Here is a 26,931-nt window from a genome sequence, read left to right on the forward strand (position 1 = left end):
AGCGTGACCTCCGCGCCGCGCCTCGCCCCTCTCTACCTCGCGGGTTTCACCACCGCCTTCGGCGCGCACGGCATCGCCGCCGCGCTCGGCGCGGAGACCGACGACATCGGCTGGACCCTCCTCGCCTTCGGCCTCACTCTCGCCCTGTACGACCTCGCCGAGGTGCTGCTCAAGCCGCTGTTCGGCGCGCTGAGCGATCGCGTCGGCGTGCGGCCGGCGATCATCGGCGGCCTGCTGGCCTTCGCCGCGTTCTCGGTGGTGGGCGCTGTGGCGCCGGGGATGGTCGGGCTGGTGATCGGGCGCTTCGGACAGGGCGCGGCGGCGTCGGCCTTCTCGCCCTCCTCGTCGGCGGCCGTCGCGCGGCTGACCGACGACGCCACGCGCGGAAAGTTCTTCGGCCGGTACGGCTCGTGGAAGAGTCTGGGCTACGCCCTCGGTCCGCTGCTCGGGGCGGTGCTCGTCGTGTGGGGCGGGCTCCCCGTGCTCTTCTGGGCGCTCGCGGCGCTGGGCCTCGGCGCAGCGGTCTGGGTCGCCGTCGCCGTGCCGCACGTCCCCGTGCTGCCGCGCAAGCGCGTGACCCTCGTCGACCTCGGACGCGAGCTCATCGCTCCCGGTTTCCTCGTGCCGACTCTCGTGCTGGCGGCGACGACCGGAGCGCTCGCCGTGGCCGTCGGGTTCCTGCCGCTGCTCGGTCGCCAGGCCGGGCTCGACACAGTGGGGAGCATGGCGATCGTCACGGTGCTGGCCATCGCGTCGAGCGTGGCCCAGCCGCTCGTGGGGTCGGCGCACGACCGCGGGCGCATCTCGGTACGCGGCGGCACGGTCGGCGGGTTGCTCCTCATCGCGGTCGGCATCGCGCTGTCGGCCGTCACGGGCCATCCCGCCGCGCTGCTCGCCACGGCGCTGCTCGTCGGGCTCGGTGTAGGGGCGGCGACGCCCGTGGCGTTCTCGCACCTCGCCGCCTCGACCCCGCCCGAGCGCATGGGGCGCACGATGGGCAGCGCCGAGCTGGGGCGCGAGCTCGGCGACGCGGGCGGGCCGCTGGTCGCTGGCGCGGTGGCGACGGCATCCGTTCCGGGGATCGGGCTGGGCGTGGTGGCCGTCCTCACGGCAGGCGCCGGCGTGCTGGCGGCGGTGGGGACGAGACGCTCTCACGGCGGTTGACTTGCTCTTGACAAGCTAACTTGCTTTTTGCAAGTATCAGTCATCCTCACCCCGACAAAGGAGTCATCGTGACCAGCGTCTTCGTCAACCTGCCCACCACCGATCTCGAGCGCGCCAAGGCGTTCTACACGGCCCTCGGGTGCGAGATCAACCCGAACTTCACCGACGAGAACGCCGCGTGCGTGGTCTGGTCGGACGACATCTACTTCATGGTCCTGAAGCGCGAGTTCTTCCAGACCTTCACCGACAAGCCGATCGCCGACCCGAACGAGGTCGTGCAGGTCTCGGTGTCGTTCAACCGCGACTCGCGTGACGAGGTCGACGCGATCCTCGAGAAGGGCCTCGCCGCCGGCGGTGTCGAGCCGCGGCCCGCCCAGGACTACGGCTTCATGTACTCGCGCGACCTCGACGACCCCGACGGCAACTCGCTCGGCTTCCTCTACATGACCCCGGAGGCCGCCGAGAACGGCCCCGACCACGTGGCCGATCACGCCGCGGAGCAGAACGCCGCATCCTGATGGCGGCGCGCAGCTACGGCCAGTACTGCGGGGTCACGACGGCCGTCGAGCTGATCGGGGAGCGGTGGGCGCTGCTCATCGTTCGCGACCTGCTCGTCGGACCGCGTCGGTATACCGACCTCAAGCAGGGCCTGCCGCGCATCCCCACCAACATCCTGTCCTCGCGGCTCACGGAGCTGCAGGACGGCGGCGTCGTGCGGCGGATCCCGCTGCGGCGCGGTCTCGCCTATGAGCTCACGCCCTACGGGCAGGCGCTCGAGTCCGTCATCCTCGAGCTCGGGCGCTGGGGCTTCCAGACCATGGGAGACCCCCGGGAAGGCGACGTCGTCACGCCCGACTCGCTCACCATGGCCCTGCGCACGGCCTTCCGGGCGGATGCCGCGGACGACGCCGAGTACGAACTGCACGTCGGCGAGGTCGCGCTCCGCGCCTCCGTGCGCGAGGGAGACCTGGTCGTCGCGCAGATCTCCCCACCGGCTCCGCCCGGGCCGCCCGCCGACGGGCGGCAGCCCGAGGGAGAGCCGGATGCCGTGATCGTCGCCGGCCCCGGCATCCGTCGCCTCATCGGGGGAGAGATCACGCCGGATGAGGCGATCGCGCAGGACGTGCTCGCCGTCGTGCGGGGCGATGTCTCGCACCTCGAGTCGTTCGCCCGCACGTTCCACATCGCGCCGCTCGGCGCACCCGTCGCTATGCGATGACGCTGTCTCTCGTGCACAGGAGCACCCCCATGACCGGACGCATTCTCATCGACCTCTTCATGACCCTCGACGGAGTCGCCCAGGGGCCCGGCGGTGTGGGGGAAGACACCTCGGGCGACTTCGCCTTCAGCGGCTGGCAGGCCGGCTACCCGTCGTCGGGAATGGGCGTCGAGGTCGCGAAGGGCATGGAGGGCTTGGACGCGCTGCTGCTCGGTCGACGCACCTACGACATCTTCGCGTCGTACTGGCCGCAGCACACCGAGGGGCCGTCCGGCGAGATCGGGCAGCTCTTCGACCGGGTGCCCAAGTACGTCGCGTCGCGCGATGCCGACCTCGCGCTCGAGTGGCAGGGCAGCTCTCGGGTCGGTGCCGACCTCGCGGCGGAGATCGCCGACCTGCGCGCTCGTCACCGTGAGGTGCACGTGATCGGCAGCATCGACTTCGTGCACACCCTGCTCGCCGAGGGGCTGTTTGACGAGCTCAACCTCTGGGTGTACCCGATCCTGCTCGGGGCGGGCAAGAAGGTCTTCGACGACGGCGCCCTGCCCTCGGTGCTGGAGCTGCTCGAATCTCCGGTGACGGATGCCGAGGGCGTGACGCTGCTGCGCTACGGCCGGACGGATCGGACGCCGCAGGTCGGCACCTTCGTCGACTGACGCTGGTATCTCCTTCGTCTCGACTATTCCCTTCCACCGGTCGAGTGCCCTAGATTCGGATCCGACATCGCCGCGTGATCGGCACGGAGCCCGAGGTCGATCGCAGCCGCATCCGCATCGTTGCGCGACCTCCTTTCGGAGGGTGGGAACATGGCGCGACGACGCGCTTTCATTCGAGCTGTTGTGGGCGGTGTCGCGGCTTTCGCGCTCGCACTCGGTGGTGTGACAGCGGCCGCTGCGGCGGATGATCCGGTCGGGTCGATCAGCGGCACCGTCACGCGGGCCGATGACGGGGCACCCGTCGAGGGTGTCACGGTGTCGGCGGATGGTCCGACCTGGGCATCGACCACGACGGACGCGAGCGGTGCCTATACGCTTCCTGGCCTCGTGTCTGGCTCCTATATCGTGACGTTCTTCCCCGAGGGGACCGATCTGAAGCGCGAACACTGGCAGGAGACGTTCGACTACGACCAGGCGACGCCGGTCGTCGTCGGCGCCGACGGCGACGTCGTCGGCATCGACGCCTCGCTCGACGAGGGGGCGGCCATCGAGGGGACGGTGACTCGAGAGGACGACGGAAGCCCGATCGAGTCCGTCGCGGTGCAGGCGCTGGATTCCCTGAACGAGATCGTCGGCGCGACGACGACCGACGCGTCCGGCGCCTACCGGCTCGGCGGCCTGCCCGAGGGGCAGTATCGCGTGCGGTTCGGCGCTCCCGATCCGGAACTCATGCCGGAGTACTGGGGTGATGTCTACGACTTCGCCTTCGGTGCTCGGGTATCAGCGGTGGAGAAGCAGACGGTCTCCGGGATCGACGCCTCGCTCGTGATCGCGGGGCACCTCAGCGGCACGATGACCCGCGGCGCCGACGGTCAGCCCGTCGCCGGGATGGTTCTCGTCTACGACGTCTTCGAGAGCTACGACCAGCCGACCGCCTATGCCGGGTTCGATGGCCGGTTCCGTGCACCGGTCGCGCCCGGGACGTACAAGCTGCTCTTCCTCTCGGACGGACTCAAGCCGGAGTACTGGAAGGACGCGGAGATCTGGGAGACCGCCACGACGATCACGGTCGCCGCAGGTCAGGAGGTCGCAGGCATCGACCCCGTTCTCGAGCCCACCGCCGTCATCTCGGGTACCGTGACCGTCGATTCCGCGGCTCCTTCGGAGATCCGGGTCGAAGCGTGGCAGAACGGCCAGAACGTGAGGACGATCGGCGCGAACGCGGTCACCGGGGCCTACACGATGCACGTCTCCAAGGGGCCGTACATCCTGGTGGCGCGGATCGAGTTCGCAGACGGGACCATCACGGCACAGCCCCAGTACTTCGACGGTGTCGCCACCGCCGACGAGGCGACGCCGATTGTCGTCGTACCGGGCCAGGTGGTGACCGGGGTGGACTTCGCGCTCACCGTCGACACCGTCGCCCCCGAACCCCAGCCCACGCCGACCCTGACGCTCACCGCGTCCTCCGTCCGAGCCGGAGGTGACATCACCGTGTCGGGGAGCGGGTTCGCGCCCGGCGAGGTCGTGGCCTTCGAGCTGCGATCCGATCCGATCGCACTGGGGTCGCTGACCGCCGACCAGAGCGGCCGTCTCGGCGGAACGCTGCGCATCCCGGCATCCGCACCCGCCGGCGCGCACACCCTCGTGGCGCTGGGGGCAGGGGCCACGGTACAGGCGAGCATCGCGATCCAGGTCACGGCCGCGGCGGCCACCGGTGCAGCCGTGACGGGGCCGGCGACAGCTGCCGATCGCCTCGCCGACACCGGTGGCGACGTCCCCGGTGCGGCCCTGCTCACGGGGCTCTTCCTGGCGATCGTCGGCCTCGCCCTCGTCCGTCGCCGGCGCGTGCACGGCTGACCCCACACCCCGCAGGCCCGGTCGTCGTCGTGACGGCCGGGCCCGCGGCGTCTCACCCTGCGGCGAGCATCCGCTCGACGACGAGTGCCACACCGTCGTCGTCATGGGACGCGGTCGTCTCGTCGGCCGCGTCTTTCACGGCATTCAGCGCGTTCGCCATCGCGACACCGCGCCCGGCCCAGTGCAGCATCTCGATGTCGTTCAGCGCGTCGCCGAAGGCCACGACATCGGACCGGTCGATCCCGAGGTGCTCGCAGAGGCGCGCGAGTCCCGTCGCCTTCGTGACGCCCTCGGCCATGACCTCGACGAACGGTGCGCCGGACAGCGTGACCTCGAAGCCGGTCAGCCCGAGAGCCCGCAGGGCATCGAAGACGGCGGCCGGCGCGAGCTCGGGATGCCGGATGACGAGCTTCAGGCTCGGCGCGGCGAGCACCTCGGCGAGGTCGACGCCGCCCATCGTCGACGGGTCGCGCTTGTGGTCGGACAGGTCGGCGATCGCTGCGTAGCCGTGCTGGGCCACGAACGTCTCCCCACCCTCCCGCACGCTCGCGAACAGCAGATCGGGGATGCTGTTCCCCAGCGCCTCGGCCAGCGTGCGGATCGTCTCGGCCGGCAGCTCCTCGGCGAACAGCATCCGGCCGTCGGCGAGGTGGGTCGCGTACGCGCCGTTGCTGCACAGCGCCCACCCGTCGAAGCCGGCGCCGGATGCGATCGCCCGCAGGCCGATCGGCTGGCGGGCGGTCACGGGGACGACGTGGATGCGGCGCTCCCGCGCCGCATCAAGAGCCGCCCTCGTGCGCCGGCTCACGTCCGAGGCGGACGTGAGCAGTGTGCCGTCGAGGTCGGTCGCGATCAGGCGGGGGGTCACGCGACCGTCACGAGAAGATCATCGGGAGGTCGTCGTCGTCCTCCGCGGCGCTCGTTCCGAGGCGGCCGTTGTCGAGCTCGACGACGACGGGAACGTGGTCGCTGGGCTGCTCGCCCTTGCGCTCCTCGCGGTGGATCGATGCCCCCGTCACGGCGTCGGCCAGCGTCTTCGACCCGAGGATGAAGTCGATGCGGATGCCCTCGTTGCGCGGGAACTTGAGGCGCTGGTAGTCCCAGTAGGTGTACCCCTCGGGGAGCAGCGGGCGCACGACGTCGGTCACACCGGCGTCGGCGAGGGCGAAGAACGCCGCGCGCTCGGGCGGCGAGACATGCGTGGAGACGCCCTCGACGATGGCGGGGTCGCCGTTGTCGGCATCGAACGGGATGATGTTGAAATCGCCGACCAGCGCGAGTGGCAGGTCGGGATTCGCGGACAGCTCGGCGGCCGTCGACTTCTTGAGCTCTTCGAGCCAGTGCAGCTTGTACGCGTAGTGCGGGTCGCCCAGCGACCGGCCGTTGGGCACGTAGAGGCTCCACACGCGCACGCCGTCGACGAGCACACCCAGTGCACGGGCCTCGAGCGGAGCATCCGGTCCCTCGTGGCCCTTCGCGAAGCCCGGCATCCCGTCGAAAGATGTGCGCACGTCGGTGACGGGGAGGCGGCTCGCGATCGCGACGCCGTTCCACTGATTCAGTCCGTGCACCTCGACGTGATACCCGGCCTCTTCGAACGGGCCGTAGGGGAACTGCTCGGGCTTGCACTTGATCTCCTGCATCGCCAGCACGTCGATGTCTTCCCGGACGGCGAACTCGACGGTGCGGGTGACGCGGGTGCGGATGGAGTTGACGTTCCAGGTGGCCAAGCGCATGCGTCAAGCCTAGGGCGTGCCTCCTACACTGGATGCCGTGACCGCACTCGACGCAGACCGCCAGACACTCCTCGATCTCATCACCGACGAGGCGGTGTTCCACGGCGACTTCACCCTCTCCAGCGGCAAGAAGGCGACGTACTACGTCGACATGCGCAAGCTCACGCTCGACCATCGCGCGGCGCCGGCCATCGGGCGCATCATGCTCGACCTGATCGCCGACCTCGACGTCACGGCCGTCGGCGGACTCACGCTCGGCGCGGACCCGATCGCCAACTCGGTGCTGCACGCCTCCGTCGCGGCTGAGCGCCCGCTCGACGCCTTCGTCGTGCGCAAGGAGCCGAAGGACCACGGCCGAGGCCGTCAGATCGAGGGCGCCGATGTGAAGGGCAAGCGCGTCGTCGTGCTCGAGGACACGTCGACGACCGGGCAGTCCGCGCTCACGGCGGTCGAAGCGCTCCGCAAGGAGGGCGCGGAGGTCGTCGCAGTCGCCGTGATCGTCGACCGCAAGACCGGCGCACAGGCCGCCATCGAAGCCGAAGGTCTCGAATGGCGAGCGGCCTTCGACCTCGACGACCTCGGGCTCGACGCCCAGTGACCCGCTACGCGCTCGCCGTCGACATCGGCGGCACGAAGATGGAGGCAGCGCTCGTCCGCGAGGACGGCATGCTCGTCGACGGCAGCCGCAGCCGCCAGGGCACGGGACGCGAGGCGACGTTCCAGTCGCTCGATCTGGCGGTCGCCGCCGTCGTGTCGCGGGCGCTCGCGCCCCTGCCGGCGGATGCCGAGCTCGTCGGCGCCGGAGTCGGCAGCGCCGGGCCGATCGACCGCGTCGCCGGCGCGATCCTGCCCGTGAACATGCCGCTCGCGCGGGGCTACGGTCTCGCGGCATCCGTGCACACTGCGGCGTCCGCGATCCGCGGAGTCGACGTGCGCACGGTGCTCGGGCACGACGGCGGCGCCCTCGCGCTCGCGGAGTCGTGGCTCGGAGCGACGCAGGGTGCAGGCGCCTCGCTGTCGATCGTCGTGTCGACCGGTGTCGGCGGCGGCTTCGTCGCGGGCGGCGCGTACATCCCCGGCGCCACAGGCAACGCCGGGCATCTCGGTCAGGTGCGCCGCGAGGGTGGGCTGACGCTCGAGGAGATCGCCTCCGGACCCGCCAGCGCGGCCTGGGCGCAGCAGCAGGGGTGGACGGGATCGACCGGCGAGGACCTCGCCAGGGATGCCGCGGCAGGTGTCGCGGTCGCTCGGGCGGCGATCGAGCGATCGGCGACGGCGGTCGGGCAGGCGCTGGCCGATGCGGCAACCCTGGTCGACCTCGACGTCGTCGCGATCGGCGGCGGGTTCTCCCGGGTGTCCGCCGACTACATCGACCTCGTGCAGGAGGCTCTTACCGCGAGCGCCGCGCACGAGTACTCCCGACGCACCCGCGTGGTGCGGTCGGGGCTGGGCGACGAGGGTCCGCTCATCGGCGCCGCCGCGCTCGTGCTCCGCTGAGGCGCGCGCTCCCTCGGAGTGCCGGTCAGCGGGTGCGGGTGAGCAGGCGCGGCACCGGTCCCTCGAGGCGGGCGACGGCGATCTTCACTTCTGTGGTCTCGTGTCCCAGCGCGTCGATCCGCGCACCGAGCTTACGCTCGACGTCGTCGATCCGCGCACCGAGCTTACGCTCGACGTCGTCGATCCGGTCGTTGAGCCTGCTGTCGAGCGCGTCGATGCGGTCGCTCAGTTTGCGCTCGACGTCGTCGATCCGGTCGTTGAGCCGGCGTTCGACCGCGTCCGTCCGGCGCACGCACCACGCGAAGCCCACGAACATGCTCGCGCCGAGCGTCACCACGATGCCGACCGCGCTGAGCACGACCGCGATGATCTCTGCGGACACGAACATGCTCCTATTCTGACGGTGGCCCGACGGGTTTCGCAGAATGCTAGCTGGCGCCGGACGCCTGCCCTCCGGCCCCGCTGCTCTGAGGCCGACGCGTGAGGAGAACGCACGGCGATGCCGGTCTGTGCAGAAGCGATGAGACGGTTCGGTCTGCACCCCTAACAAATCCGCCGTAGGCTCAGAGGAAGACATCCGCCGCCGCGGGAAGGACACTCATGCGCGTACTCGGACTGCTCTCCGGCACCTCGCACGACGGGATCGACGCGACCGTCGTCGACTTCCGGGAAGAAGGGGGAGAGCTCCACGGCACCGTGCTGCACTCGGACAGCGTCGCGTACGAACCCGCTCTGCGTGCCCGCCTCGTGGCCGCCCTCCCTCCCGCGCAGACCACGCTGGCCGAGGTGTGCGAGCTCGACACGTTGATCGGCCAGGCGTTCGCGGAGGTCGCTGCCGCAGCATCCGCGGCCGTCGGTGGAGTCGACGCCGTGTGCACGCACGGCCAGACGGTCTACCACTGGGTCGAGGGCGACCACGCTCTCGGCACTCTGCAGATCGGCCAGGCCGCATGGATCGCGGAGCGCGTCGGCGCTCCGGTCGTGTCGGACGTGCGCATCCGCGATATCACCGTCGGCGGTCACGGTGCCCCGCTGGTGTCGTTCCTCGACGAGCTGCTGCTCCGGGACCGCGCGGGGGTCTCGGCCGCCGTGAACCTCGGCGGCATCGCGAACATGACCGTCGTCGGACCAGGCGGTCTCGTCGCCTATGACATCGGCCCCGCCAACGCGCTCGTCGACGCGGTCGTCGTCGCCGAGGGGCTCGACTCACGGGGCTACGACGCGGATGCCGCGATCGCACGAACCGGAACGGTCGACGACGCACTGCTCGCCGCCCTGCTCGCTGACCCGTACTATGCCCTCGCGGCGCCGAAGAGCACGGGCAAGGAGCACTTCCACCTCGACTACGTGCGCGTCCACGTCGACGACGCGCGCAGGCAGGGGCGCGAGATCTCCGCACGCGACCTCGTGCGCACGCTGACGGAGCTCACAGTGCGCACGGTCGCGCAGGACGTCCGCGCCGCGGGCATCGGGTTCCTCGCCGTGTCGGGCGGCGGCTGCCACAACCCGCTCCTGCTGCAGGGGCTCCGCGACGCGCTGCCGGGTGTCGACGTCGTGCTCGCCGACGAGCTCGGGGCGCCCGTCGACAGCAAGGAGGCGATCCTGTTCGCCCTCATCGGGTGGTGCACCATGCACGGCGTGCCCGCGGTCACAGCGGGTGGGACGGGCGCGCGGGACGCACGCATCCTCGGCACGATCACGCCCGGACGGGCTCCGCTGCGGATGCCGGAGCCGGTGGAGTCCGTGCGGAGCCTCACGCTGGGCTGATCTCCGTCAGCGCCTGCGGTCGTCGTCGTCCCACGGGCCTTCCCACCAGCCGGCGCGACCATCGCCTTCGTTGCCGCCGGGTCCGCGGCGGCGCGAGCGCACGAACTGCACGACGAGCACGATGAGCGATGTCGACATGATCGCGATGATGGTCAGGAAGAGCAGGTCGGACTGGTTCACGGGCGCTTCCCCTCCGCCGCGTCGGCGACGATCCTGGCGATGCGAGCTGCACGGGTCTCCGGTCGCTTCGCCATCGCGATGTGCGTGAGGCCGAACTTCTTCACGGACTTGGGGAACGCGTCCCAATTCTCGCGCGCGGCAGGCACGGCATCCAGAGCGGCCGTGAGCTCCGGCGGCTCGATGCCCGCCTCTGGACCGTCGAGCACGGTCCACGATCCGTCGGCGCGCGCGGCCTCGAGCACGCGGACCCCCGCCGGTGCCATCTGCCCCGACGCCTCGAGCTCCGCGATGCGGACCTTGTTCGTCGCCGCCCACCCGCTGCCGCGTCGTCGTGGACTGAACCACTGTCCGACCGTCGTGTCGTCGAACGTGCGCACCGGGCCGTCGATCCAGCCGAAGCACAGGGCCTGACGCACCGCGTCGTCGTAGCCGACGCCCGTCGAGCGACCCCGGACGCTCAGCAGCCAGACGCCGGCCGTGCTCTCGTGGTTCTGCTCGAGCCAGGCGCGCCAGGCAGCGGCATCCGCTGCCGAGATCCGTTCGCCGTCGTCGAGCGCGCCCACGTCAGTCCTCGTCGAGCGTCGGGATCGACTCGGTGACGGTGGGCAGCAGGTCGGCGACCGAGTCGACGACCTCATCGGGGCGGAACGGGTACTTCTCGATCTCGGCCTCGTCGCTGATCCCGGTCATCACGAGCACGGTGTGCAGACCGGCCTCGATGCCGGCGACGATGTCGGTGTCCATGCGGTCGCCGATCATGCCTGTCTTCTTCGAGTGAGCGCCGATCTTGTTGAGTGCCGACCGGAACATCATCGGGTTGGGCTTGCCGACGACGTAGGGCTCCTTGCCGGTCGCCTTGGTGATGAGCGCCGCGATGGCGCCGGTCGCCGGCAGCACGCCGTCGGCGGACGGACCGGTCGCGTCGGGGTTCGTGACGATGAACCGCGAGCCGTTGATGATGTGGCGGATGGCCTTCGTGATGGCCTCGAAGGAGTAGTTGCGCGTCTCGCCGACGACGACGAAGTCGGGGGCCGTCTCGGTCATGATGAACCCGGCCTCGTGCAGGGCCGTGAGGATGCCCGCCTCGCCGATCACGAACGCCGAGCCACCGGGCAGCTGCTGCTTGAGGAAGTCCGCCGTCGCGAGAGCCGAGGTCCAGATGCGCTCCTCCGGCACGACGAGGCCACTGGCGCGAAGCCGGGCGGACAGGTCGCGCGCCGTGAAGATCGAGTTGTTCGTGAGGACGAGGTAGGGGATCTCGTTCTGCTCCCACCCGGCGAGCAGCTCGGAGGCGCCGGGGATGGCGGTGTTCTCGTGCACGAGCACGCCGTCCATGTCGGTCAGCCAGCACTCGATGTCGTCGCGGTGTCCCATGTGCACAGCCTATTGGGCGAGTGTTGCCGCGAGGTGACAGTCTGCGCGCGGTCCGAGCCGGGGCTAGGCGGTCAGCCAGACGACGTCGGCTGCCCCCTGCGGGAGCTCGACGTCCGCGCCGTCGAGTCGGATGCCGGATGTCGTCGTCTCGACCGTCGCGGCGACGACGAGGCCGAGAGCATCGAGGGTGCGGAGCAGCTCGGGGTCGCGGTCGTCAACCCGCAGGACCCGGCCGGTGTGACCGATCGGAGCGTCGGCGAGCAGCACGAACGGCTCGCGGTCCACCGTGCCCTCCGCGTCCGGGATCGCGTCGCCGTGCGGGTCGAACCGCGGGCGTCCGAGGCGCTCGTCGATGCCCTCGAGCAGGCGGTCGCTGATCGTGTGCTCGAGCACCTCGGCCTCGTCGTGCACCTCGTCCCAGCCGTAGCCGAACTCCTGCACGAGCCACGTCTCGATGAGCCGGTGACGCCGCACCATGGCGAGCGCGCGCCGCGTTCCGGCATCCGTCAGTCGCACCGCCCCATAGGGCACGTGGGAGACGAGACCTGCGGCGGCGAGCTTCTTCACCATCTCCGTGACCGACGACGGTGCGATGCCGAGCTTCGCGGCGAGCACCGAGGGCGTGATCGGCGCGTCCTGCCACTCGGTGTGCGCGTAGACCGTCTTCAGGTAGTCGTCTGCTGCCGGGGATTCCACCGTTCCAGCTTAGGTGAGGCCGGTTCGGCACTCAGAGGTCAGGGATTGGCGACCGCGACGAGGATGCCGAAGGCCACCTGACCCGCGAAGAACACCACGAGGAAGCCCAGCAGAGCCGCGAACAGCGAGAGCCGTCCGTCGAAGCCCTCGACCTCGGCGATGCCGGTCTTGCGCGCGCGGAAGGCGAGGACGAGCGTCGCGACGCCGAGCGTCAGCTGCACCCACGGGCCGCCGACGGGCAGCACCTTCGGGAAGGCGACGAGCAGGCCGCCGATGACGCCGGTCGCGAGTCCGATCCAGGTGAGGATGCGGACGGTGCGGCGCGCGGAATCGGCAGACATGTCATCGAGCCTAATCGTCGGCGGCGAGCCGGCGAGTGACTCAGGCCCCGGTGAGCACCAGCCAGAGCAGCGCGCCGTTGAGCGCGATGAGCAGAACGGAGGCGGTCACCCCGGCCGCGGTCGTCCACGCCCGGTTCGCCCACGCGCCGAGGATGCGCTTCTGGGCGGTGAGTGCCACGAGCGGGATGAGCGCGAACGGGATGCCGAACGACAGCACGACCTGGCTCAGCACGAGGGCGAGCGTCGGGTCGACTCCGACTCCGAGGATCACCAGGGCGGGGATCAGCGTCACCAGCCGTCGGGCGAGGAGCGGGATCCGCACGCGCAGCAGCCCGTGCATGATCTCGGCCCCCGCGTATGCGCCCACCGACGTCGAGGCAAGGCCCGAGGCGAGCAGGCCGACCGCGAAGAACGTCGCGACGATCGGGCCCAGGCCGGTGGCGAGCGCGGCGTGCGCTCCTTCGAGCGAATCGGTCCCCTCGACGCCGGCGAGATTCGCCGCGGCGAGCAACAGGATGCTCAGGTTCACCGACCCTGCGATGAGCATCGCGATCGAGACGTCCCACCGTGTCGCGATGAGGAGGCGGCGGATGCGCGAGGTCTCGGTGCGCGCCGCCTCCGTCGGCGCATGCGCGGTGGCGGAGCCGAAGCGGTCGCGGGTGAGCGACGAGTGGGCGTAGATCGCGTGCGGCATGATGGTCGCCCCGAGGATGGAGGCGGCGAGGAGCACCGAGCCCGTGTCCTCGAAGCGCGGCACGAGGCCGCCCACGACGGCCGCGCCGTCGGGAGGCGCGAGGAACAGACCGGCGACGAACCCCACCGTGATGACCGCCATGAGGCCGATGATGACGAACTCGAACGGTCGGGGGCCGCGCCGACTCTGCACGGCGAGGAGGACCATCGAGACCGCGCCCGTGATGAGGCCCCCGAGCAGCAGCGGAATGTCGAACAGCAGATTGAGGGCGACGGCTCCGCCGATGACCTCGGCGAGGTCGGTGGCCATGGCGACGAGCTCGGCCTGCAGCCAGTACGTGCGGCGAGCCCAGGAGCGGCGCATCCGCGTGCCGAGCACCTCGGGCAGGCTCTGCCCTGTGACGACGCCGAGCTTCGCCGAGAGGTACTGGATGAGCCAGGCCATGACGTTGCCGACGACCACGATCCAGACCAGCAGGTACCCGTACTGGGCGCCGGCCGTCATGTTGCTGGCGACGTTGCCGGGGTCGAGGTACGCCACCCCGGCGACGAGGGCGGGACCCAGAAGCCACAGGCTGCGGGACGGGGTCTCGCGCGACGTCGGCGTCGCGAGCGCATCGTTTTTAGGCATGCCGAAATCGTAGCGGATATTTCGGTGCGCCTAAATATCCACTGGGTGGTACCGGGATACCCTGGCCGGATGGACGAGCAGCCCCTTTCCGAGCGCCCCGCGCCGCGCGGGTCGACCGACGGGGCGTCACCCCAGCCGGGCTACGGCGTCGGACCATGGCCCGGAGGAGAGGACGCATGGCCGCAGGGTGAGCAGTACGATCCCGAGCTGCTCACCGCCGGCGACACCCGCAACGTCATCGACCGGTACCGCTACTGGCGCCTGGAGGCCATCGTCGCCGACCTCGACACCCGTCGGCACCCGTTCCATGTCGCCATCGAGAACTGGCAGCACGACATGAACATCGGGTCGATCGTGCGCAGCGCGAACGCGTTCCTGGCCGACACGGTGCACATCATCGGCCGTCGACGCTGGAACAAGCGCGGAGCCATGGTCACCGACCGGTACCAGCATGTGGTGCACCACGACGATGTGGAGGGCTTCGCCGAATGGGCGCGCACGCAGGAGCTTCCGATCGTCGCGGTCGACAACGTCGACGGCGCCGTGCCGGTCGATCGCGCCGACCTTCCCCCGCGTTGCGTGCTGCTGTTCGGACAGGAGGGCCCTGGACTCTCCGCCGAGGCGCTCGCCGCAGCATCCGCTCATGTCGAGATCACTCAGTACGGCTCGACGCGTTCGATCAACGCGAGTGCCGCGGCCGCCGTCATCATGTACGAGTGGTGCCGCAGGTACGCGGGCTGAGCGAGGCGCGCCGGCCGGGTCAACCGCGATCGATGCCGAAAAGGTGACGGTAGATCGCGTTGACGTCGCGATCGAGTGCGTCGATGCGGCCGTGCACGGCACGGAACTCCGTTCGCACGGCCTCGAAGCCGAGAGTCATCTCCGCGCGCACGCTCGCGATCTCGGTGCGCACGTTCGCGAACTCGCTCGCGAGCTCCTTCCGCACGCTCGCGAACTCCTTCCGCACGCTCGCGAACTCCGTCTTCATGATGTGCGCGAACATCGTCACGACCAGCGTGATAGTCCCGCACATCCCCGCGGCGAAGACCCCGATCAGTGTCCACACCTGTGGTTCGTTCATCCCCAGCATCCCTTCAGTGTCCCTCGATGATGCAGGGCGGCGCGAGCCGCGCGGATGCTGTATCCCGGAAAACATCAGCGCATCGGGAAAGCTCACCTCGAGGCCGGAATGTGCAGGAGGAATGACGCGCGCTCAGGCCGCTGCGGACACCCAGCGTCCCGATCGCACGCGCCATCCGAGAGTCGCGAGGCGGGCGAGCAGATAGACGCCGAAGAAGGCGACCGCGAGCCAGATCAGACCCGCCACGCCCTCGACGCCGGTCGCGGCGATGATCCACAGGGCGGGAAGGAAGGGGACGAGGTTCACTCCGCCCGCGATCGCGAGGTACCGGGCGTCGTCTGCCCCCATCAGCACGCCGTCGAGCACGAAGACGACGCCGGCGATGGGCTGTGCCACTGCGAGCACGAGAAGCGCGGGCTGCACGAGGGCCGCGATCGTCGCGTCGCCCGTGAACACGATGCCCAGCACCCCCGAGAGCGCCGCGATGACCGCTCCGACGATGACGCCGAACCACACACCCCACGCGACCGTGCGCTGCAGGACGCGGTGCATCTGCTGCTCGTCGCCGGCGCCCAGCTCCTTGCCGATGAGGGCCTGCGCGGCGATGGCCAGCGCATCGAGGGCGAACGCTGCCGCCGAGAAGATCGTGAAGACGATCTGCCAGCCCGCGAGCTCCGACGTGCCGATCCCGGTGGCGACGGCGACGGTGGCCAGCAGCGCGACGCGCAGGCTCACGGTGCGCAGGAAGAGCCAGCCGCCTGAGCGCGCCGTGCGTCCGAGACCCTCGCGCTGCACGCGCAGCGACGCCCGATGCTTCGCGGCCAGCCGTCGGACGACAAGCACGTACGCGCCGACCATGCCCCATTGGGCCACGACGGTACCGGCGGCCGACCCGGCGATGCCCCACCCCAGGCCGTAGATGAACACGACGTTGAGCAGCGCGTTGGCGCCGAAGCCGAGCCCGGCGATCCAGAGCGGCGTCACCGTGTCCTGCATCCCGCGCAGCAGGCCGGTCGCGGCGAACACGATGAGCATCGCCGGGAGACCCCACATCGATACGACGAGGTACGCGTTGGCGTGCTCGGAGACGGCATCGCTCGCACCGAACAACGACACGAGCCACGGCGACGACGCAGCCCCCGCGGCGGCGAGCACTGCGCCCAGGGCGAGCGCGAGCCACATGCCGTTCACGCCCACCGACACGGCGTCGCCGGGGCGTCCGGCACCGAAGTGACGAGCGACAGCGGGTGTCGTGGAGTACGCGAGGAAGACCATGAGGCCGACGATCGTCTGCAGCACGGCTCCGGCGATGCCGAGACCGGCGAGCGGGGTCGTCCCGAGGTGGCCGACGAGCGCGGCATCCACGATGAGGAAGGCGGGCTCCGCGATCAGCGCTCCGAGCGCGGGGACCGCGAGCCGCAGGATCTCGCGGTTGAGGGTGCGCCCGGTCATCCTCCGAGCCTATGGGGTGGCGCCGACGCCGGGCCCGCGCGCGTGCTCCCGCGTTCTAGGCTGGAGGGACCGGAGGCACGGAGGTGCGCCATGACGGATCCACGCGAGGCTGCGGCGAGATACCGCGCGCAGAGGCAGGCCGACGAGAGGGACGAGGAGTCCCGCGTCGACACTACTCCCGGTGCCGCCGCGGCGGTCGACCGAGCGGCGTTCATCGAGTCGGCGATCCAGGTCGCCATCCGCCGCGGCGACTTCGACGATCTCCCCGGTGCGGGCAAGCCGATCGAGGGGCTGGGTGCTCACCACGATCCGGACTGGTGGATCCGGCGCAAGATCGAGACCGAGAACCTCACCGGACTCGGACCGCCCGCGATCATGCTGCGTACGGAGGATCGCGAGCTCGACGCCCAGCTCAACCTGCTCGGGCGGGAGGACGACGTGCGCTCCGTGCTCGAGGACTTCAACCGGCGCGTGATCGAGGCGCGCCGCCAGCTTCAGGGCGGCCCGCCCGTGGTCACGGCCCCGCGCGACGTCGACGCCGAGGTGGCGGCCTGGCGCGAGCGACGCGCCGCACGCTCCTCCGCGGCGTCCCCTCCGGCATCCGTCGAGCCGCGTCGGCGGCGGTTCCGTCTCCGTCGGCGGGGCGAACGCCCCGAGTGACCGACGCACCCGCCGCCGATGTCGGACGCCCGCATAGGCTGGTCGCATGACCGACGTGCTTCCCTCTGGCCTTGAGACCTCCGAGTTCAGCTCCGACATCCGTCCGCAGGACGATCTGTACCGCCACGTCAACGGCGCGTGGCTCGCGCGCACCGAGATCCCCGGCGACAAGGCGCGGTGGGGTTCGTTCCACCTCCTCGCCGAACAGGCCGAGAAAGACGTCCGCACCATCATCGAGGAGTCGCAGGATGCCGAGGACGGCACCCTCGCCCGGAAGATCGGCGATCTCTTCGCGAGCTTCATGGACACCGAGCGCATCGCCGCGGCCGGCGTCTCGCCCCTGGCCGACACGCTCGCACAGATCGACGCGATCGACGACGTCTCCGCGTTCCTCCGCACCGTCGGCGAGTACGACCGCGACGGGCGTGCCCACCTGATCGGCCTCTACATCGAGCCGGACCCCGGGAATCCCGAGCGGTACGTGCCGTTCCTCGTGCAGTCGGGCCTGTCGCTGCCCGACGAGAGCTACTACCGGCTCGACACCTTCGAGGGCACGCGCGCGTCCTATCGCGCTCACCTCGAGCGCCTCTTCGCCCTGGCCGGGGTCGCGGATGCCGCGACGCAGGCCGATCGCTCCATCGCCATCGAGGGCGAGCTCGCCGCGCACCACTGGGACAACGTCCGAAGCCGCGATGCGGTCGCCACCTACAACCTCAAGACCTGGGACGACATCCAGTCCCTGGTGGGTGTCGACCTCTCGCCGTGGCGCGAGGCCGTGGCTCCGACGAACCCCGGTGCCTTCGCCGAGGCGGTCGTCTACCAGCCCAGCTTCCTCGAAGGACTGGGCACGCTGCTCACCGCCGACCGCCTCGACGACTGGAAGGCCTGGCTGCGCGCGCAGGTCGTGCACGCGGCCGCCCCGTACCTGACGGAGGAGATCGTGCAGGAGAACTTCTCCTTCTACGGCACCGAGCTCACCGGCGTCCCGACGATCCGTGAGCGGTGGAAGCGCGGCGTCTCGGTCACCGAGGGGGCCCTCGGCGAAGCGATCGGCAAGGTCTACGTCGAGCGGCACTACCCGCCGACGGCGAAGGCCGCGATGGACGAGCTCGTTGCGAACCTCATCGAGGCGTACCGACAGAGCATCACCGACCTCGAGTGGATGACGGCCGAGACGCGCGAGCGCGCTCTCGCGAAGCTCGACGCCTTCACGCCGAAGATCGGGCACCCCGAGGTGTGGCGCGACTACTCGACGCTGATGATCGACCGCGACGACCTGTTCGGCAACGTCCGCCGAGCGGCGATCTTCGAGCACGATCGCAACGTCGACAAGGTCGGCGCACCCATCGACCGCACCGAGTGGTACATGCCGCCGCAGATGGTCAACGCGTACTACAACCCGCTCATGAACGAGATCGTGTTCCCGGCGGCGATCCTGCAGTACCCGTTCTTCGACGCCTCACGCGACGCCGCCGCGAACTACGGCGGGATCGGCGCCGTGATCGGACACGAGATCGGCCACGGCTTCGATGACCAGGGCAGCCGGTACGGCGGCGACGGCAAGCTCGAGGACTGGTGGACGGATGCCGATCGCGCGGCGTTCGAGGAGCGCACCGCGGCGCTGATCTCGCAGTACGACGAGCTGGTGCCCGAGGGCCTCGACCCGGAGCACCACGTGAACGGCGCCCTGACCATCGGCGAGAACATCGGTGACCTCGGCGGCCTCGGCATCGCGCTCAAGGCCTACGAGTTGTCGCTCGGTGGAGCGGAGGCACCGGTCATCGACGGTCTCACCGGGGTGCAGCGGCTGCTGCTGTCGTGGGCGCAGGTGTGGCAGCAGAAGAGCCGGGAGGCCGAGACGCTGCGCCTGCTCACGATCGACCCTCACTCGCCCAACGAGTTCCGCTGCAACCAGATCGTTCGGAACATCGACGCGTTCTACCGGGCGTTCGATGTGACGGAGAACGACGCGCTGTGGCTGCCGGAGGAATCCCGCGTCACCATCTGGTGACCTCCGGGTCGCGCGGCTCTGCGTGACCGGTTCCCCGGAGGGGATGCTCTGCCATCCGGCATGTGACGTTCTGATGACCGATCACCGTCGTCTGTAGGGCATCCTCACCCCCGGGGGTTACGATATCCGTGCCGTGGGGCCGCGAGCCCCCGGCATCCCGCCAATCCGACCCCCTGTAAGGATCACGCGTGGGTGCTCCCGAGCCTCTCGATGGGCCTCCCCTGGCCTCGCTGCGCCGCTCCCAGCGAGCGGGGCGCCGTCTGCCTCGACGTGCTGCCGAGGGGCGTCGGTCCTTCACGTCGACGCTCCGCGCGCTGGAGGAACTGGCCGACGCCGGAGCTCAGGTCTCGGTGCACGTGATCGATCTCGACAGCCATGTGCACGTACTGGCCGGCGACGATCACGTCACGATGCCCGTGGCGGGCCTCGGCGTCGTCCCGCTGCTGATCGAGGTCGCCGCGGCCTTCGAGTCCGGCGCGCTCGATCCGCTCGAGATCATCGACCGGTCCGCAGTCGACTCCGTCTCGACGTCGGGGGTGTGGCGTCACCTGCACGCCCCTGCACTGCCTCTCGAAGACCTCGCAGTGCTCGCCGCGACCTCGGGCGACCCCATCGCCGTCAACGCCCTGCTCACGCGCGTCGGCCATGACCGCGTGCGGCACCGCATCGAGGAGCTCGGCCTGCGCCGCACGGCGCTGCTGGACAGGTTCCGTGACGAACGGGGCCCCGACGACGCGCCGCAGGTCGCCGTCGGTTCGGCCAGGGAGTTCGCCGGTCTCTTCTCGGCGCTCGTGAACTCCCAGGTCGTCGGGGCTGCGGTCAGCGCCCAGGTGTCGGAATGGCTGAGCCTCAACCAAGACCTCAGCCTGGTGGCCTCCGCGACCGGCCTCGACCCTTTCGCCCACGACCACGACGCGCACGGCCTGCTCTTCATCAACAAGACCGGCCGAGACCGGGGTGTGCGCGCCGAGGCCGGCGTGCTCGCGGGTCCGCGCGCGGGCGTCGCCTACTCGCTGATCGTGTGCTTCGACGACCTCTCGATCACGCACCGGCTGCGGGCGCACGACGCCTTCCGGGTGCTGGGTGTCGAGATCATGGAGTACACGCACTGACTGCGACGAGATGTCCTGATCGCGCCCGCACTCGATGAGGAGCACGCAGGGGCTCCGTGTTCAGTGAGCTCTCCGTTTCGACCGATGGGCTCGCCACCGGCTGAATCAGCGCGAAGAGGAACGGTTCGGTGACGTCGAATCGGATGCGACACTCATGGGCCTCGACAGGATGGGCCCCGTGCGCGGCGAATGAGACCGCGACTGGCGCGGATGGGGAGGGTCGGCGCATCGCTAAATATTGCTTGCTCGCTCGAGGTCAGTTTATCGTCGAAAGATCGGTCGCGCCGATCGATGATATCTATCACTAGCCGGGGGGTAATTGTGGTGCACATGAATAGGTTGCGGCGAAAATTGACGAGTTCTCTCGTCGCGATCGCTCTCGGGGGCGCAGGTGTTTTCGCACTCGCGGCGCCGGCCGCGGCAGCGCCGAGCGATTGTGGACCGGGGCTGCATTGCAGCTATTCGGGATACAACTACGGTAATGACGCGTTCCAGCAACCGTCCACGCACAAGTTCGAGAACTGTGTGGACGACATGTACATCGGGTGGAGGACTTACAAGAACGTGGCGTCCTCCGCTTTCAATAATGGTCGCAGTCAGACGTCCTACCTATACGCAGGTACCAGTAAAACCGGAAACTCCATCTCCTTCGCACGGGGGACCGGAACGATGAATCTGGGCAATCGCGGGTTCAACGACACGGCCGAATCCGGGTACTTCGCTTCAACGCTCGGCAGCGTCGGGTCCGCCTTATGCCGCTGATGAGTACGCACGGGCGCGGCCGATCCCTCGGGGTGGCCGCGCTCGTCACGATCGCGGCCTCAACGTTCGCCGGATGCGCTACCTCAGGCGCGCCGGAAGACGCTGCAATCAAGAATCAGGCCGAATGGACGATGCCTCTCAATGAGTTCTTCGTGTACTCGCCGGAGCTCGACAACTATGCGGAACAACTCCTGATCTCGACCTGCATCGAGTCCCGCGGGTACGAGTGGCCGGTTCCGTGGCAGAACACTGAATATCCGCAGCCCCAGGACTTCAATTCGATCGGTTTCCGCCTGTTCACGGTCGAGATAGCCAAGAAATGGGGCTACGACTTCGCGCCGCCTGCGAATGAGGAGAGCGCGCGGCTGTGGCGAGAGTTCGTCGAGGTCACCGATTCCTACTTTCCGAACGCCGAACTGGATCAGGCCCTTCTCGACTGCACAGACGAAGTGCGTTCCATCGACACAGAGTTCATGAGCAACTTCGACGGAGTCAACTATCTCTCGAGTCTGGCAGTCCAAGCAGACCGGATCGCGCTCCAAGACGAGTCTGTGATCCGGGCGACCGCCGAATGGCGCGAGTGCCTGGAGCCTCAGGTCGACTTCCCGCTGCCCGATAATCCTCGAGAGGGCATGCCTCCCATGGAGGCCCGAAAGAATTGGGGCTCCAACGAAGACGGAGCGTCCCCCGCTGAGATAGCGGACGCGGTTGCTGACGCGGAATGTCGTGAGTCCAGCGGTCTCACTGAGGCCGCGTATGAACGGAACTGGGAGGAGCAGGAGAAGCTTGTGGCGGAGAACCGCGACAAGCTCGAGCGGATCCGCGCAGAGGCCGTCGAGCGGAAGAAGATGCTGCTCACGATCGTGGCGGAGAACGCGCCGGAAGCTCCGTGATCGCGCGGGAGAATGCCGCGCGATCGCGATGGGTCGTCGCGATCGCCGCGATGTCGATCGTCTCCGTCATCGGTGTAGGGTTCTGGTTCGCCACGCAGTTCCAGTCGGCAGCGCAGCAGGAGGCCGACGCGAAGGCTCCTGCACCCGGTGCGGTGCTGGCCGAGGTCACGCAGGGATCACTTGCCGCAGAGGTGGGATTCACCGGCGAGGTCGGTCCGTCGACCCAGACTCCGGTGACCGTGGTCGCTCCTCCCGATGCATCCCTTGCCGTCGTCACCGGCCGCCCCCTGCAGGTGGGAGAGACGGCGTCATCGGGTCACGTGCTCACCGAAGTCAACGGACGCCCTCTCTTCGGCGTGCACTCGCCATTCGCCTTCTATCGCGACATGGGCGTCGGCGACCGCGGTCCTGATGTCGCGGCGCTGCAGTCCGCCCTCGCGGCGCGCTCGTACCCGGTCAAGGCGGATGGGCGCTTCGGCAGCGAGACCGCTGCCGCTGTCGTGCGCTGGTATCGGGATGACGGCTACGAGGCGCCCACCCGCGTCTCCACGGTCGCGGAGCCCGATGACGCGGAAGACGACGATGGCGCGAGAGACAGCACGCCGCCGCTGCCCACGGAAGGCTTCGTGCCCGTCGCCGAGATCCAAGCGATGCCCGCGAGCAATGCCCAGGTTGTTCAAGGCCTGAAGGTCGGGCAGCAGCTGGCCGTCGAAGGGCAACCCGATTTCATACTCGGGTCGGCGGACCTCGTCATCACAATCACGGTGCCGGTCAGCGATCTCGGCGAAGTGGTCGCCGGGGACATGGCGACCATCTCCGTGGATGGCGGGGAAGTCGAGGGCACCGTGGGCGACATCCGCTCCTCCGACGCCGCGGAGACCCCCGAAACGGAGACCCCCGGCGGACAGGCGGGGAGTGCGGAGTCGGAAGTCACGTTCACCGTCTTGCCGAAGACACCGTTGCCGGTCTCGACGGGGCGAGCGCGGGTGACCGTGGTCAAACAGATTGTCGCGGAAGACGCCTTGATCGTTCCGGTCCTTGCGGTGTCGGATCGTGGCGCCCACAAGAACGTGCTGACGAAGAGGCAGCAGGACGGAACCTTCATCGAAGTCGCCGTCACCGTTCTGGGCACGTTGCAGGGCGAGGTCGCGATCGAGCCGGTCGAACAAGGCGCCTTGGCACCGGGCGACCGGGTTCGAGTCGGTTGACGTGGCACTGATCCAGCTGCGCGGAGTGCGTCGAACGTACTCTTCGGCGGGCCGCCCGGATGTCGAGGCACTGCGCGGGATCGACCTCGACATCGAGCAGGGAGAGTTCGTCGCCATCGTCGGGCCTTCGGGCGGGGGCAAGACGACGCTGATGAACATTCTGGGTCTGCTCGACGATGCGACCGAAGGCACCTACGTCCTCGACGGCGACGAAACGCGCGCCGCCGACGGACACCGTGCCGCGAGCGTCCGCGCGCACAAGATTGGCTTCGTGTTCCAGGCGTTCCACCTGCTCGAGGCGAGACCGGCATTCGACAGCGTGGAGTTAAACCTGCTCTATCGCGGTGTTTCGCGTGCAGAGCGGGAGGCGCGGGTCCTGAGCGGCCTCGAGTCGGTCGGTCTCGGCGATCGGGCCTGGCAGAGCACGTCGACCCTCTCCGGAGGGCAGCGCCAGCGCATCGCGATCGCCCGAGCGATCGCCGCCGACGCGAAACTGATCCTCGCGGATGAGCCGACAGGCAATCTCGACTCGGTCAGTGCCTCCCGCGTGCTGGACGAGCTCGAACGACTCAACAGCGACGGAGCGACGGTCATCGTCGTGACGCATTCGTCCGAGGTCGCAGCGCGCGCCCGGAGAGTCATCCACATCGCGGACGGCACCCTCATGTCCGATGTGGGGCAGACGGATGCGGTCGCGTCGCGACCCGTACGCGAGAGCGAACACGAACCCCGGAAGCGGCGCATCCGCCTCCCCGACATGCTGCGCGACGCATGGGCCTCCGTGTTGTCGCGGAAGTACCCGTCGATCGGGCAGGGACTCGCCGTCGCCATCGCAGTGGCGTTGACGATCACCACCCTGGGGCTTTCGGCATCCGCCCGTGCGCAGGTCTCCGCCACTTTCGATGCTCACCTGAATCGCGAGGTGTCGGCGACATGGTCCACGGGGGTGCAGAACTCCCTCGCCCCTGAGGATGTCTCCGACAGGGTGGAAGCGCTGAGCGGTGTGGACGCTGCGGCCGTCGTGGTGGATCTCGACGTCAGCACGGTCTCGACCTTCGCAGAGGCTCGGCAGGTCCGCCCCCACGTCGCGATCGGCGACATCGAGGGTGCGGCGCGTCTTTCGATCGACGACGCGCCGTGGCATCACGGGCCGCTGAGGTCAGGTGAGGCGTACATCGGAGACCTACTAGCGAGTGATCTGCAGCTCAGCAGCCTCGCCGGAGCGCCGACCATCCTCGTCGACGGCGTCGCCTATGTCGTCGCGGGCGTCATCACGGAGTCCTCTCGTCTTCCGCTGCTCCGCGGCGAGGTGGTCGTCGGGCCCCGCGACGATCTCACCTCGAGGGGCCCGATCGATGTGACCATGTTGGCCGTGACCTCATCCGGAGCGGCGCAGCAGGTCGCCCGTCAACTGCCCGCCACGCTCAACCCGTTCCAGCCGGAGAAGGTCTCGCTCGCTGCTCCGACCGACGCGACGCAGTTGCGCGGCCAGATCGAGCAGGGGGTGCAGACGACGCTCACCGCATTCACGCTGCTCGCCCTGATCGTCGCGGTCGCCGCTCTCATGAACGCCACACTCCTCGCGGTCAACGCGCGGCGCGGGGAGATCGGCATGCGCAAGGCGCTCGGCGCGCGCGATAGGCAGATCGGCGCGCTCATCACTCTCGAGTCGGCGTGCATCGGAATAGGCGGGGGAGTCGTCGGGCTCGTGCTCGGGATGGCCGCGATCCTCGTGGTGACGGTGTCGCAGCGATGGGCGCCCGTGTTCGATGTCGTCCTGCTGCCGGTGGCCATCGCCGTCGGATTGATCGTCGGAGCAGGCGGTGGGGGGCTCGCGTCGATACGCGCGGCACGTCTGCGCCCGGCGGAGAACCTCCGCAGCTGAGCCGAGAATCGGTGGCCTGATCGTGTGCTTCGACGACCTCTCGATCACGCACCGGCTGCGGGCGCACGACGCCTTCCGGGTGCTGGGTGTCGAGATCATGGAGCACACGCACTAGGACCGACGGGCGCCCGGCCCGAGGGCGATCGGCTCGCTAGCATCGAGGGATGCCGCGCACCGACTGGACTCCGCATCGCCGTGACGACGGCGAGCTGCTGGGCTGGATCCATCCCTCCGGCGACGACTGGGTCGCCGTCGACGTGCTCGGGAGGACCTGCTCCGACCCGACCGACTGGCTCGATGCCGAAGCCTCCCTCGACGACCGTGGAATCGCCTGGCTCGCCGATCCCTGGGTGCTCGAGGACGAGGTCGACGGACCGCTGCGGGTGCGCATCCTCGAGGTCACTCCCGACGAGGACGCGGCACCCGGCCGCATCGTGGTGAAGATCGACGACTTCGGCGATGTGAACCGACCCCCGACGCAGCAGTACGTGCTGCCATGGCCGATCCCCGCGCGTCTGCGCCCGCCACGCGCCGACGACCCCGATCCGCGCGTGCTCTGACCTACGACCCGGCCCCGCCCTCCGGCGCTCAGCCGGGCAGGGACGGGTGCTGCTCGGTCGCTCGCTGCCGCGGGATGAGCAGCGACAGCACGACCGCGACGATGCCCGCTGCGATCGCGAGCCAGAAGCAGACGGCGAACGCATCGCGCGTGGGCACCGCCACGTCGCCGACGTCGACGCTCATGGCCGCGAGCACGCCGCCCATCACCGCGGAGGCGCTCGACGTGCCCACCGAGCGGAACAGAGCGTTGAGCCCGTTCGAGGCGCCGGTCTCGTTCGCCGGCACCGACCGCATGATGATCATCGGCATGGCGGCGAACGTGAAGCCGATTCCCACGCCGATCAGGAGGTTTGCCACGAGGATGTGCCAGACCTCGCTCGACCACAGCAGCACGAACACATAGGCGAGCACGATCGCCACGGCCCCGACGGTGAAGAGCGGCCGCGGCCCGACCGTACGCTCGAGCCATCCGGAGAGCGGCGAGATGACCATCATCACGAGACCCGCCGGCATGATCACGAGCGCCGCCGACACCATGTCGAGGCCGAAGCCCGATCCCGTCGCGACGGGCATCTCGAGCAGCTGCGGGAACGTGACGTTCGAGGCGAACAGCGCGAAGCCCATGCCGATGGCGGCGATGTTCGTGAAGAGCACGGCGGGGCGCGCGGCCACCCGCAGATCGAGCAGAGGGTCGTCGGTGCGCAGCTGGTACCAGCCCCAGCTCAGCAGCACGGCGACGCCGCCGATGATGCTCGTGAGAGTCAGCGGGGCGGTCCAGCCCCACTCGGCTCCGCGGGAGACGAAGAGAAGGATGCCGGTGAGGCCGATCGCGAGCCCGATGGCGCCGAGCGCGTCGAGGCGGCCGGGGAAGCGCAGCACGTCCTCCGGGATGAGCAGCAGCACGAGCGCGAGGCCGATGACGCCGAGTCCGGCGGCCAGCCAGAACAGCCAGTGCCAGTCGGCGTTCTCAGCGAGCAGGGCCGCGACCGGCATCCCGATCGCGCCCCCGACGCCCATGGTCGCGCTCATCAGCGCGACAGCCGTGCCGAGGCGCTCCGGCGGCAGCACGTCGCGCATGATGGCGATGCCGAGCGGCACGACGCCGGTGACGGCGCCCTGCAGCGCCCGGCCGATGATGACGCCGGCGATCGAGCCGGAGAGAGCTGCGATCACCGAGCCGACGATGAGCAGGCCGAGCAGCACGATCACGACTCGACGCTTGCCGTACATGTCGCCGAGGCGTCCCGATATCGGCGTCGCGACCGCGGCGACGAGGAGGGTGATGGTGACAACCCAGGTGGTGTCCTCGCGGGACGCGTTCAGCAGGCGGGGGAGCTCCGCCTGCAGCGGCACGACGAGCGTGAACATGAACGACGAGCAGAGGCCGGCGAAGGCCAGCACCGCGATGATCGCCCAGCGCGGGACCTTTCGGGAGAGTTTCCTGCGCGCGCGATCATCGGTCTCTCCCATCCCTTCAGGCTATCGGCGGTGT

General features: G+C 69.5%; 28 protein-coding genes. 16 read left to right on the forward strand and 12 right to left on the reverse strand.

The window, feature by feature from the left end; all coding sequences use genetic code 11:
• Nucleotides 1-3: 3 nt before the first annotated feature.
• The 5 genes from AUC47_RS07095 to AUC47_RS07115 all read left to right on the forward strand — a co-directional run bounded on the left by AUC47_RS07095 (nucleotide 4) and on the right by AUC47_RS07115 (nucleotide 4,899).
• Nucleotides 4-1,164: an MFS transporter gene (locus tag AUC47_RS07095; RefSeq protein WP_256999477.1), complete on the forward strand. Its 1,161-nt coding sequence runs from the start codon at nucleotides 4-6 to the stop codon at nucleotides 1,162-1,164.
• A gap of 68 nt (nucleotides 1,165-1,232) precedes the next feature.
• Entirely contained in the window at nucleotides 1,233-1,682 is a 450-nt protein-coding gene (locus AUC47_RS07100) for a VOC family protein (protein WP_218838211.1), read from the forward strand.
• Complete coding sequence (locus tag AUC47_RS07105) at nucleotides 1,682-2,383, forward strand: winged helix-turn-helix transcriptional regulator (protein ID WP_096714519.1); 702 nt, start codon at nucleotides 1,682-1,684, stop codon at nucleotides 2,381-2,383. The genes AUC47_RS07100 and AUC47_RS07105 overlap by 1 nt, the downstream gene beginning before the upstream one ends.
• 29 nt (nucleotides 2,384-2,412) lie before the next feature.
• Nucleotides 2,413-3,039 (forward strand): dihydrofolate reductase family protein, encoded by a 627-nt coding sequence (locus AUC47_RS07110; RefSeq protein ID WP_096714520.1) that lies wholly within the window; start codon nucleotides 2,413-2,415, stop codon nucleotides 3,037-3,039.
• A gap of 150 nt (nucleotides 3,040-3,189) precedes the next feature.
• Nucleotides 3,190-4,899, forward strand: coding sequence for an MSCRAMM family protein (locus AUC47_RS07115; protein WP_096714521.1), 1,710 nt, complete (start codon nucleotides 3,190-3,192; stop codon nucleotides 4,897-4,899).
• Nucleotides 4,900-4,951: 52 nt separating this feature from the next.
• Here AUC47_RS07115 and AUC47_RS07120 read toward each other — a convergent pair whose 3' ends face one another.
• Nucleotides 4,952-5,767 carry a Cof-type HAD-IIB family hydrolase gene (locus AUC47_RS07120; protein ID WP_096714522.1) on the reverse strand — a complete coding sequence of 272 codons (816 nt, stop codon included), beginning with the start codon at nucleotides 5,765-5,767 and terminating at the stop codon, nucleotides 4,952-4,954.
• 7 nt (nucleotides 5,768-5,774) lie between these two features.
• Nucleotides 5,775-6,635 carry an exodeoxyribonuclease III gene (locus AUC47_RS07125; RefSeq protein WP_096714523.1) on the reverse strand — a complete coding sequence of 287 codons (861 nt, stop codon included), beginning with the start codon at nucleotides 6,633-6,635 and terminating at the stop codon, nucleotides 5,775-5,777.
• A 37-nt stretch (nucleotides 6,636-6,672) separates the two neighbouring features.
• On the opposite strand from AUC47_RS07125, the gene pyrE reads away from it, so the two are divergent.
• Entirely contained in the window at nucleotides 6,673-7,233 is a 561-nt protein-coding gene (gene pyrE / locus AUC47_RS07130; protein ID WP_096714524.1) for an orotate phosphoribosyltransferase, read from the forward strand.
• Nucleotides 7,230-8,132 carry an ROK family protein gene (locus AUC47_RS07135; RefSeq protein WP_096714525.1) on the forward strand — a complete coding sequence of 301 codons (903 nt, stop codon included), beginning with the start codon at nucleotides 7,230-7,232 and terminating at the stop codon, nucleotides 8,130-8,132. Before pyrE ends, AUC47_RS07135 begins: the two co-directional genes overlap by 4 nt.
• 25 nt (nucleotides 8,133-8,157) lie before the next feature.
• Here the strand turns inward: AUC47_RS07135 and AUC47_RS07140 are convergent, their stop codons facing one another.
• A complete protein-coding gene (locus AUC47_RS07140) occupies nucleotides 8,158-8,490 on the reverse strand; it encodes an apolipoprotein A1/A4/E family protein (protein WP_256999478.1) in 333 nt (110 codons plus the stop codon).
• Between the two features lie 242 nt (nucleotides 8,491-8,732).
• On the opposite strand from AUC47_RS07140, the gene AUC47_RS07145 reads away from it, so the two are divergent.
• Nucleotides 8,733-9,899 carry an anhydro-N-acetylmuramic acid kinase gene (locus AUC47_RS07145; RefSeq protein ID WP_096714526.1) on the forward strand — a complete coding sequence of 389 codons (1,167 nt, stop codon included), beginning with the start codon at nucleotides 8,733-8,735 and terminating at the stop codon, nucleotides 9,897-9,899.
• A gap of 6 nt (nucleotides 9,900-9,905) precedes the next feature.
• Here the strand turns inward: AUC47_RS07145 and AUC47_RS16720 are convergent, their stop codons facing one another.
• The 6 genes from AUC47_RS16720 to AUC47_RS07170 all read right to left on the reverse strand — a co-directional run bounded on the left by AUC47_RS16720 (nucleotide 9,906) and on the right by AUC47_RS07170 (nucleotide 13,814).
• On the reverse strand, nucleotides 9,906-10,079 hold the full coding sequence (locus AUC47_RS16720) for a hypothetical protein (RefSeq protein ID WP_179297548.1): 174 nt from the start codon (nucleotides 10,077-10,079) through the stop codon (nucleotides 9,906-9,908).
• Complete coding sequence (locus tag AUC47_RS07150) at nucleotides 10,076-10,642, reverse strand: YdeI/OmpD-associated family protein (RefSeq protein ID WP_096714527.1); 567 nt, start codon at nucleotides 10,640-10,642, stop codon at nucleotides 10,076-10,078. The genes AUC47_RS16720 and AUC47_RS07150 overlap by 4 nt, the downstream gene beginning before the upstream one ends.
• Before the next feature lies 1 nt (nucleotide 10,643).
• Nucleotides 10,644-11,453, reverse strand: coding sequence for an HAD-IIA family hydrolase (locus tag AUC47_RS07155; protein WP_096714528.1), 810 nt, complete (start codon nucleotides 11,451-11,453; stop codon nucleotides 10,644-10,646).
• 63 nt (nucleotides 11,454-11,516) lie between these two features.
• Nucleotides 11,517-12,149, reverse strand: coding sequence for a metal-dependent transcriptional regulator (locus AUC47_RS07160; RefSeq protein WP_096714529.1), 633 nt, complete (start codon nucleotides 12,147-12,149; stop codon nucleotides 11,517-11,519).
• Nucleotides 12,150-12,187: 38 nt separating this feature from the next.
• Entirely contained in the window at nucleotides 12,188-12,490 is a 303-nt protein-coding gene (locus tag AUC47_RS07165) for a hypothetical protein (protein WP_096714530.1), read from the reverse strand.
• Nucleotides 12,491-12,530: 40 nt separating this feature from the next.
• Complete coding sequence (locus AUC47_RS07170) at nucleotides 12,531-13,814, reverse strand: Nramp family divalent metal transporter (RefSeq protein ID WP_096714531.1); 1,284 nt, start codon at nucleotides 13,812-13,814, stop codon at nucleotides 12,531-12,533.
• A 69-nt stretch (nucleotides 13,815-13,883) separates the two neighbouring features.
• Between AUC47_RS07170 and AUC47_RS07175 the strand changes: the two genes are divergently transcribed.
• Nucleotides 13,884-14,555 (forward strand): TrmH family RNA methyltransferase, encoded by a 672-nt coding sequence (locus tag AUC47_RS07175; RefSeq protein WP_096714532.1) that lies wholly within the window; start codon nucleotides 13,884-13,886, stop codon nucleotides 14,553-14,555.
• 19 nt (nucleotides 14,556-14,574) lie between these two features.
• On the opposite strand, the gene AUC47_RS07180 is transcribed toward AUC47_RS07175, so the two are convergent.
• Nucleotides 14,575-14,895 (reverse strand): hypothetical protein, encoded by a 321-nt coding sequence (locus tag AUC47_RS07180; protein WP_096714533.1) that lies wholly within the window; start codon nucleotides 14,893-14,895, stop codon nucleotides 14,575-14,577.
• A gap of 132 nt (nucleotides 14,896-15,027) precedes the next feature.
• Nucleotides 15,028-16,347, reverse strand: coding sequence for an MATE family efflux transporter (locus tag AUC47_RS07185; RefSeq protein WP_096714534.1), 1,320 nt, complete (start codon nucleotides 16,345-16,347; stop codon nucleotides 15,028-15,030).
• A 90-nt stretch (nucleotides 16,348-16,437) separates the two neighbouring features.
• Here AUC47_RS07185 and AUC47_RS07190 point away from each other — a divergent pair, with 90 nt between their 5' ends.
• The 7 genes from AUC47_RS07190 to AUC47_RS07220 all read left to right on the forward strand — a co-directional run bounded on the left by AUC47_RS07190 (nucleotide 16,438) and on the right by AUC47_RS07220 (nucleotide 25,438).
• Nucleotides 16,438-17,007 (forward strand): J-domain-containing protein, encoded by a 570-nt coding sequence (locus AUC47_RS07190; RefSeq protein ID WP_096714535.1) that lies wholly within the window; start codon nucleotides 16,438-16,440, stop codon nucleotides 17,005-17,007.
• Between the two features lie 46 nt (nucleotides 17,008-17,053).
• Nucleotides 17,054-19,018 (forward strand): M13 family metallopeptidase, encoded by a 1,965-nt coding sequence (locus AUC47_RS07195; RefSeq protein WP_096714536.1) that lies wholly within the window; start codon nucleotides 17,054-17,056, stop codon nucleotides 19,016-19,018.
• A 188-nt stretch (nucleotides 19,019-19,206) separates the two neighbouring features.
• Nucleotides 19,207-20,130, forward strand: coding sequence for a serine hydrolase (locus AUC47_RS07200; protein ID WP_096714537.1), 924 nt, complete (start codon nucleotides 19,207-19,209; stop codon nucleotides 20,128-20,130).
• A gap of 794 nt (nucleotides 20,131-20,924) precedes the next feature.
• Entirely contained in the window at nucleotides 20,925-21,785 is an 861-nt protein-coding gene (locus tag AUC47_RS07205) for a hypothetical protein (RefSeq protein ID WP_096714538.1), read from the forward strand.
• Entirely contained in the window at nucleotides 21,782-22,993 is a 1,212-nt protein-coding gene (locus AUC47_RS07210) for a peptidoglycan-binding domain-containing protein (protein WP_096714539.1), read from the forward strand. The genes AUC47_RS07205 and AUC47_RS07210 overlap by 4 nt, the downstream gene beginning before the upstream one ends.
• 1 nt (nucleotide 22,994) lies before the next feature.
• Complete coding sequence (locus tag AUC47_RS07215; protein WP_096714540.1) at nucleotides 22,995-24,878, forward strand: ABC transporter ATP-binding protein/permease; 1,884 nt, start codon at nucleotides 22,995-22,997, stop codon at nucleotides 24,876-24,878.
• Between the two features lie 164 nt (nucleotides 24,879-25,042).
• Nucleotides 25,043-25,438, forward strand: a complete 396-nt coding sequence (locus AUC47_RS07220; protein WP_096714541.1) for a hypothetical protein — start codon at nucleotides 25,043-25,045, stop codon at nucleotides 25,436-25,438.
• A 28-nt stretch (nucleotides 25,439-25,466) separates the two neighbouring features.
• Here AUC47_RS07220 and AUC47_RS07225 read toward each other — a convergent pair whose 3' ends face one another.
• Nucleotides 25,467-26,909, reverse strand: coding sequence for an MFS transporter (locus AUC47_RS07225; RefSeq protein ID WP_096714542.1), 1,443 nt, complete (start codon nucleotides 26,907-26,909; stop codon nucleotides 25,467-25,469).
• Between the last annotated feature and the right edge of the window lie 22 nt (nucleotides 26,910-26,931).

Source organism: Microbacterium sp. SZ1, assembly GCF_002362255.1.
GTDB lineage: Bacteria > Actinomycetota > Actinomycetes > Actinomycetales > Microbacteriaceae > Microbacterium.

What these genes read in the sequence shown, in the direction of transcription:
- AUC47_RS07225 (WP_096714542.1), bottom strand. Translation starts at nt 26,909, where the DNA reads ATGGGAGAGACCGATGATCGCGCGCGCAGGAAACTCTCCCGAAAGGTC.
- AUC47_RS07185 (WP_096714534.1), bottom strand. Translation starts at nt 16,347, where the DNA reads ATGACCGGGCGCACCCTCAACCGCGAGATCCTGCGGCTCGCGGTCCCC.
- AUC47_RS07165 (WP_096714530.1), bottom strand. Translation starts at nt 12,490, where the DNA reads ATGTCTGCCGATTCCGCGCGCCGCACCGTCCGCATCCTCACCTGGATC.
- AUC47_RS07115 (WP_096714521.1), top strand. Translation starts at nt 3,190, where the DNA reads ATGGCGCGACGACGCGCTTTCATTCGAGCTGTTGTGGGCGGTGTCGCG.
- AUC47_RS07155 (WP_096714528.1), bottom strand. Translation starts at nt 11,453, where the DNA reads ATGGGACACCGCGACGACATCGAGTGCTGGCTGACCGACATGGACGGC.
- AUC47_RS07220 (WP_096714541.1), top strand. Translation starts at nt 25,043, where the DNA reads ATGCCGCGCACCGACTGGACTCCGCATCGCCGTGACGACGGCGAGCTG.
- AUC47_RS07180 (WP_096714533.1), bottom strand. Translation starts at nt 14,895, where the DNA reads ATGAACGAACCACAGGTGTGGACACTGATCGGGGTCTTCGCCGCGGGG.
- AUC47_RS07195 (WP_096714536.1), top strand. Translation starts at nt 17,054, where the DNA reads ATGACCGACGTGCTTCCCTCTGGCCTTGAGACCTCCGAGTTCAGCTCC.
- AUC47_RS07110 (WP_096714520.1), top strand. Translation starts at nt 2,413, where the DNA reads ATGACCGGACGCATTCTCATCGACCTCTTCATGACCCTCGACGGAGTC.
- AUC47_RS07190 (WP_096714535.1), top strand. Translation starts at nt 16,438, where the DNA reads ATGACGGATCCACGCGAGGCTGCGGCGAGATACCGCGCGCAGAGGCAG.
- AUC47_RS07145 (WP_096714526.1), top strand. Translation starts at nt 8,733, where the DNA reads ATGCGCGTACTCGGACTGCTCTCCGGCACCTCGCACGACGGGATCGAC.
- AUC47_RS07175 (WP_096714532.1), top strand. Translation starts at nt 13,884, where the DNA reads ATGGACGAGCAGCCCCTTTCCGAGCGCCCCGCGCCGCGCGGGTCGACC.
- AUC47_RS07170 (WP_096714531.1), bottom strand. Translation starts at nt 13,814, where the DNA reads ATGCCTAAAAACGATGCGCTCGCGACGCCGACGTCGCGCGAGACCCCG.
- AUC47_RS07105 (WP_096714519.1), top strand. Translation starts at nt 1,682, where the DNA reads ATGGCGGCGCGCAGCTACGGCCAGTACTGCGGGGTCACGACGGCCGTC.
- AUC47_RS07125 (WP_096714523.1), bottom strand. Translation starts at nt 6,635, where the DNA reads ATGCGCTTGGCCACCTGGAACGTCAACTCCATCCGCACCCGCGTCACC.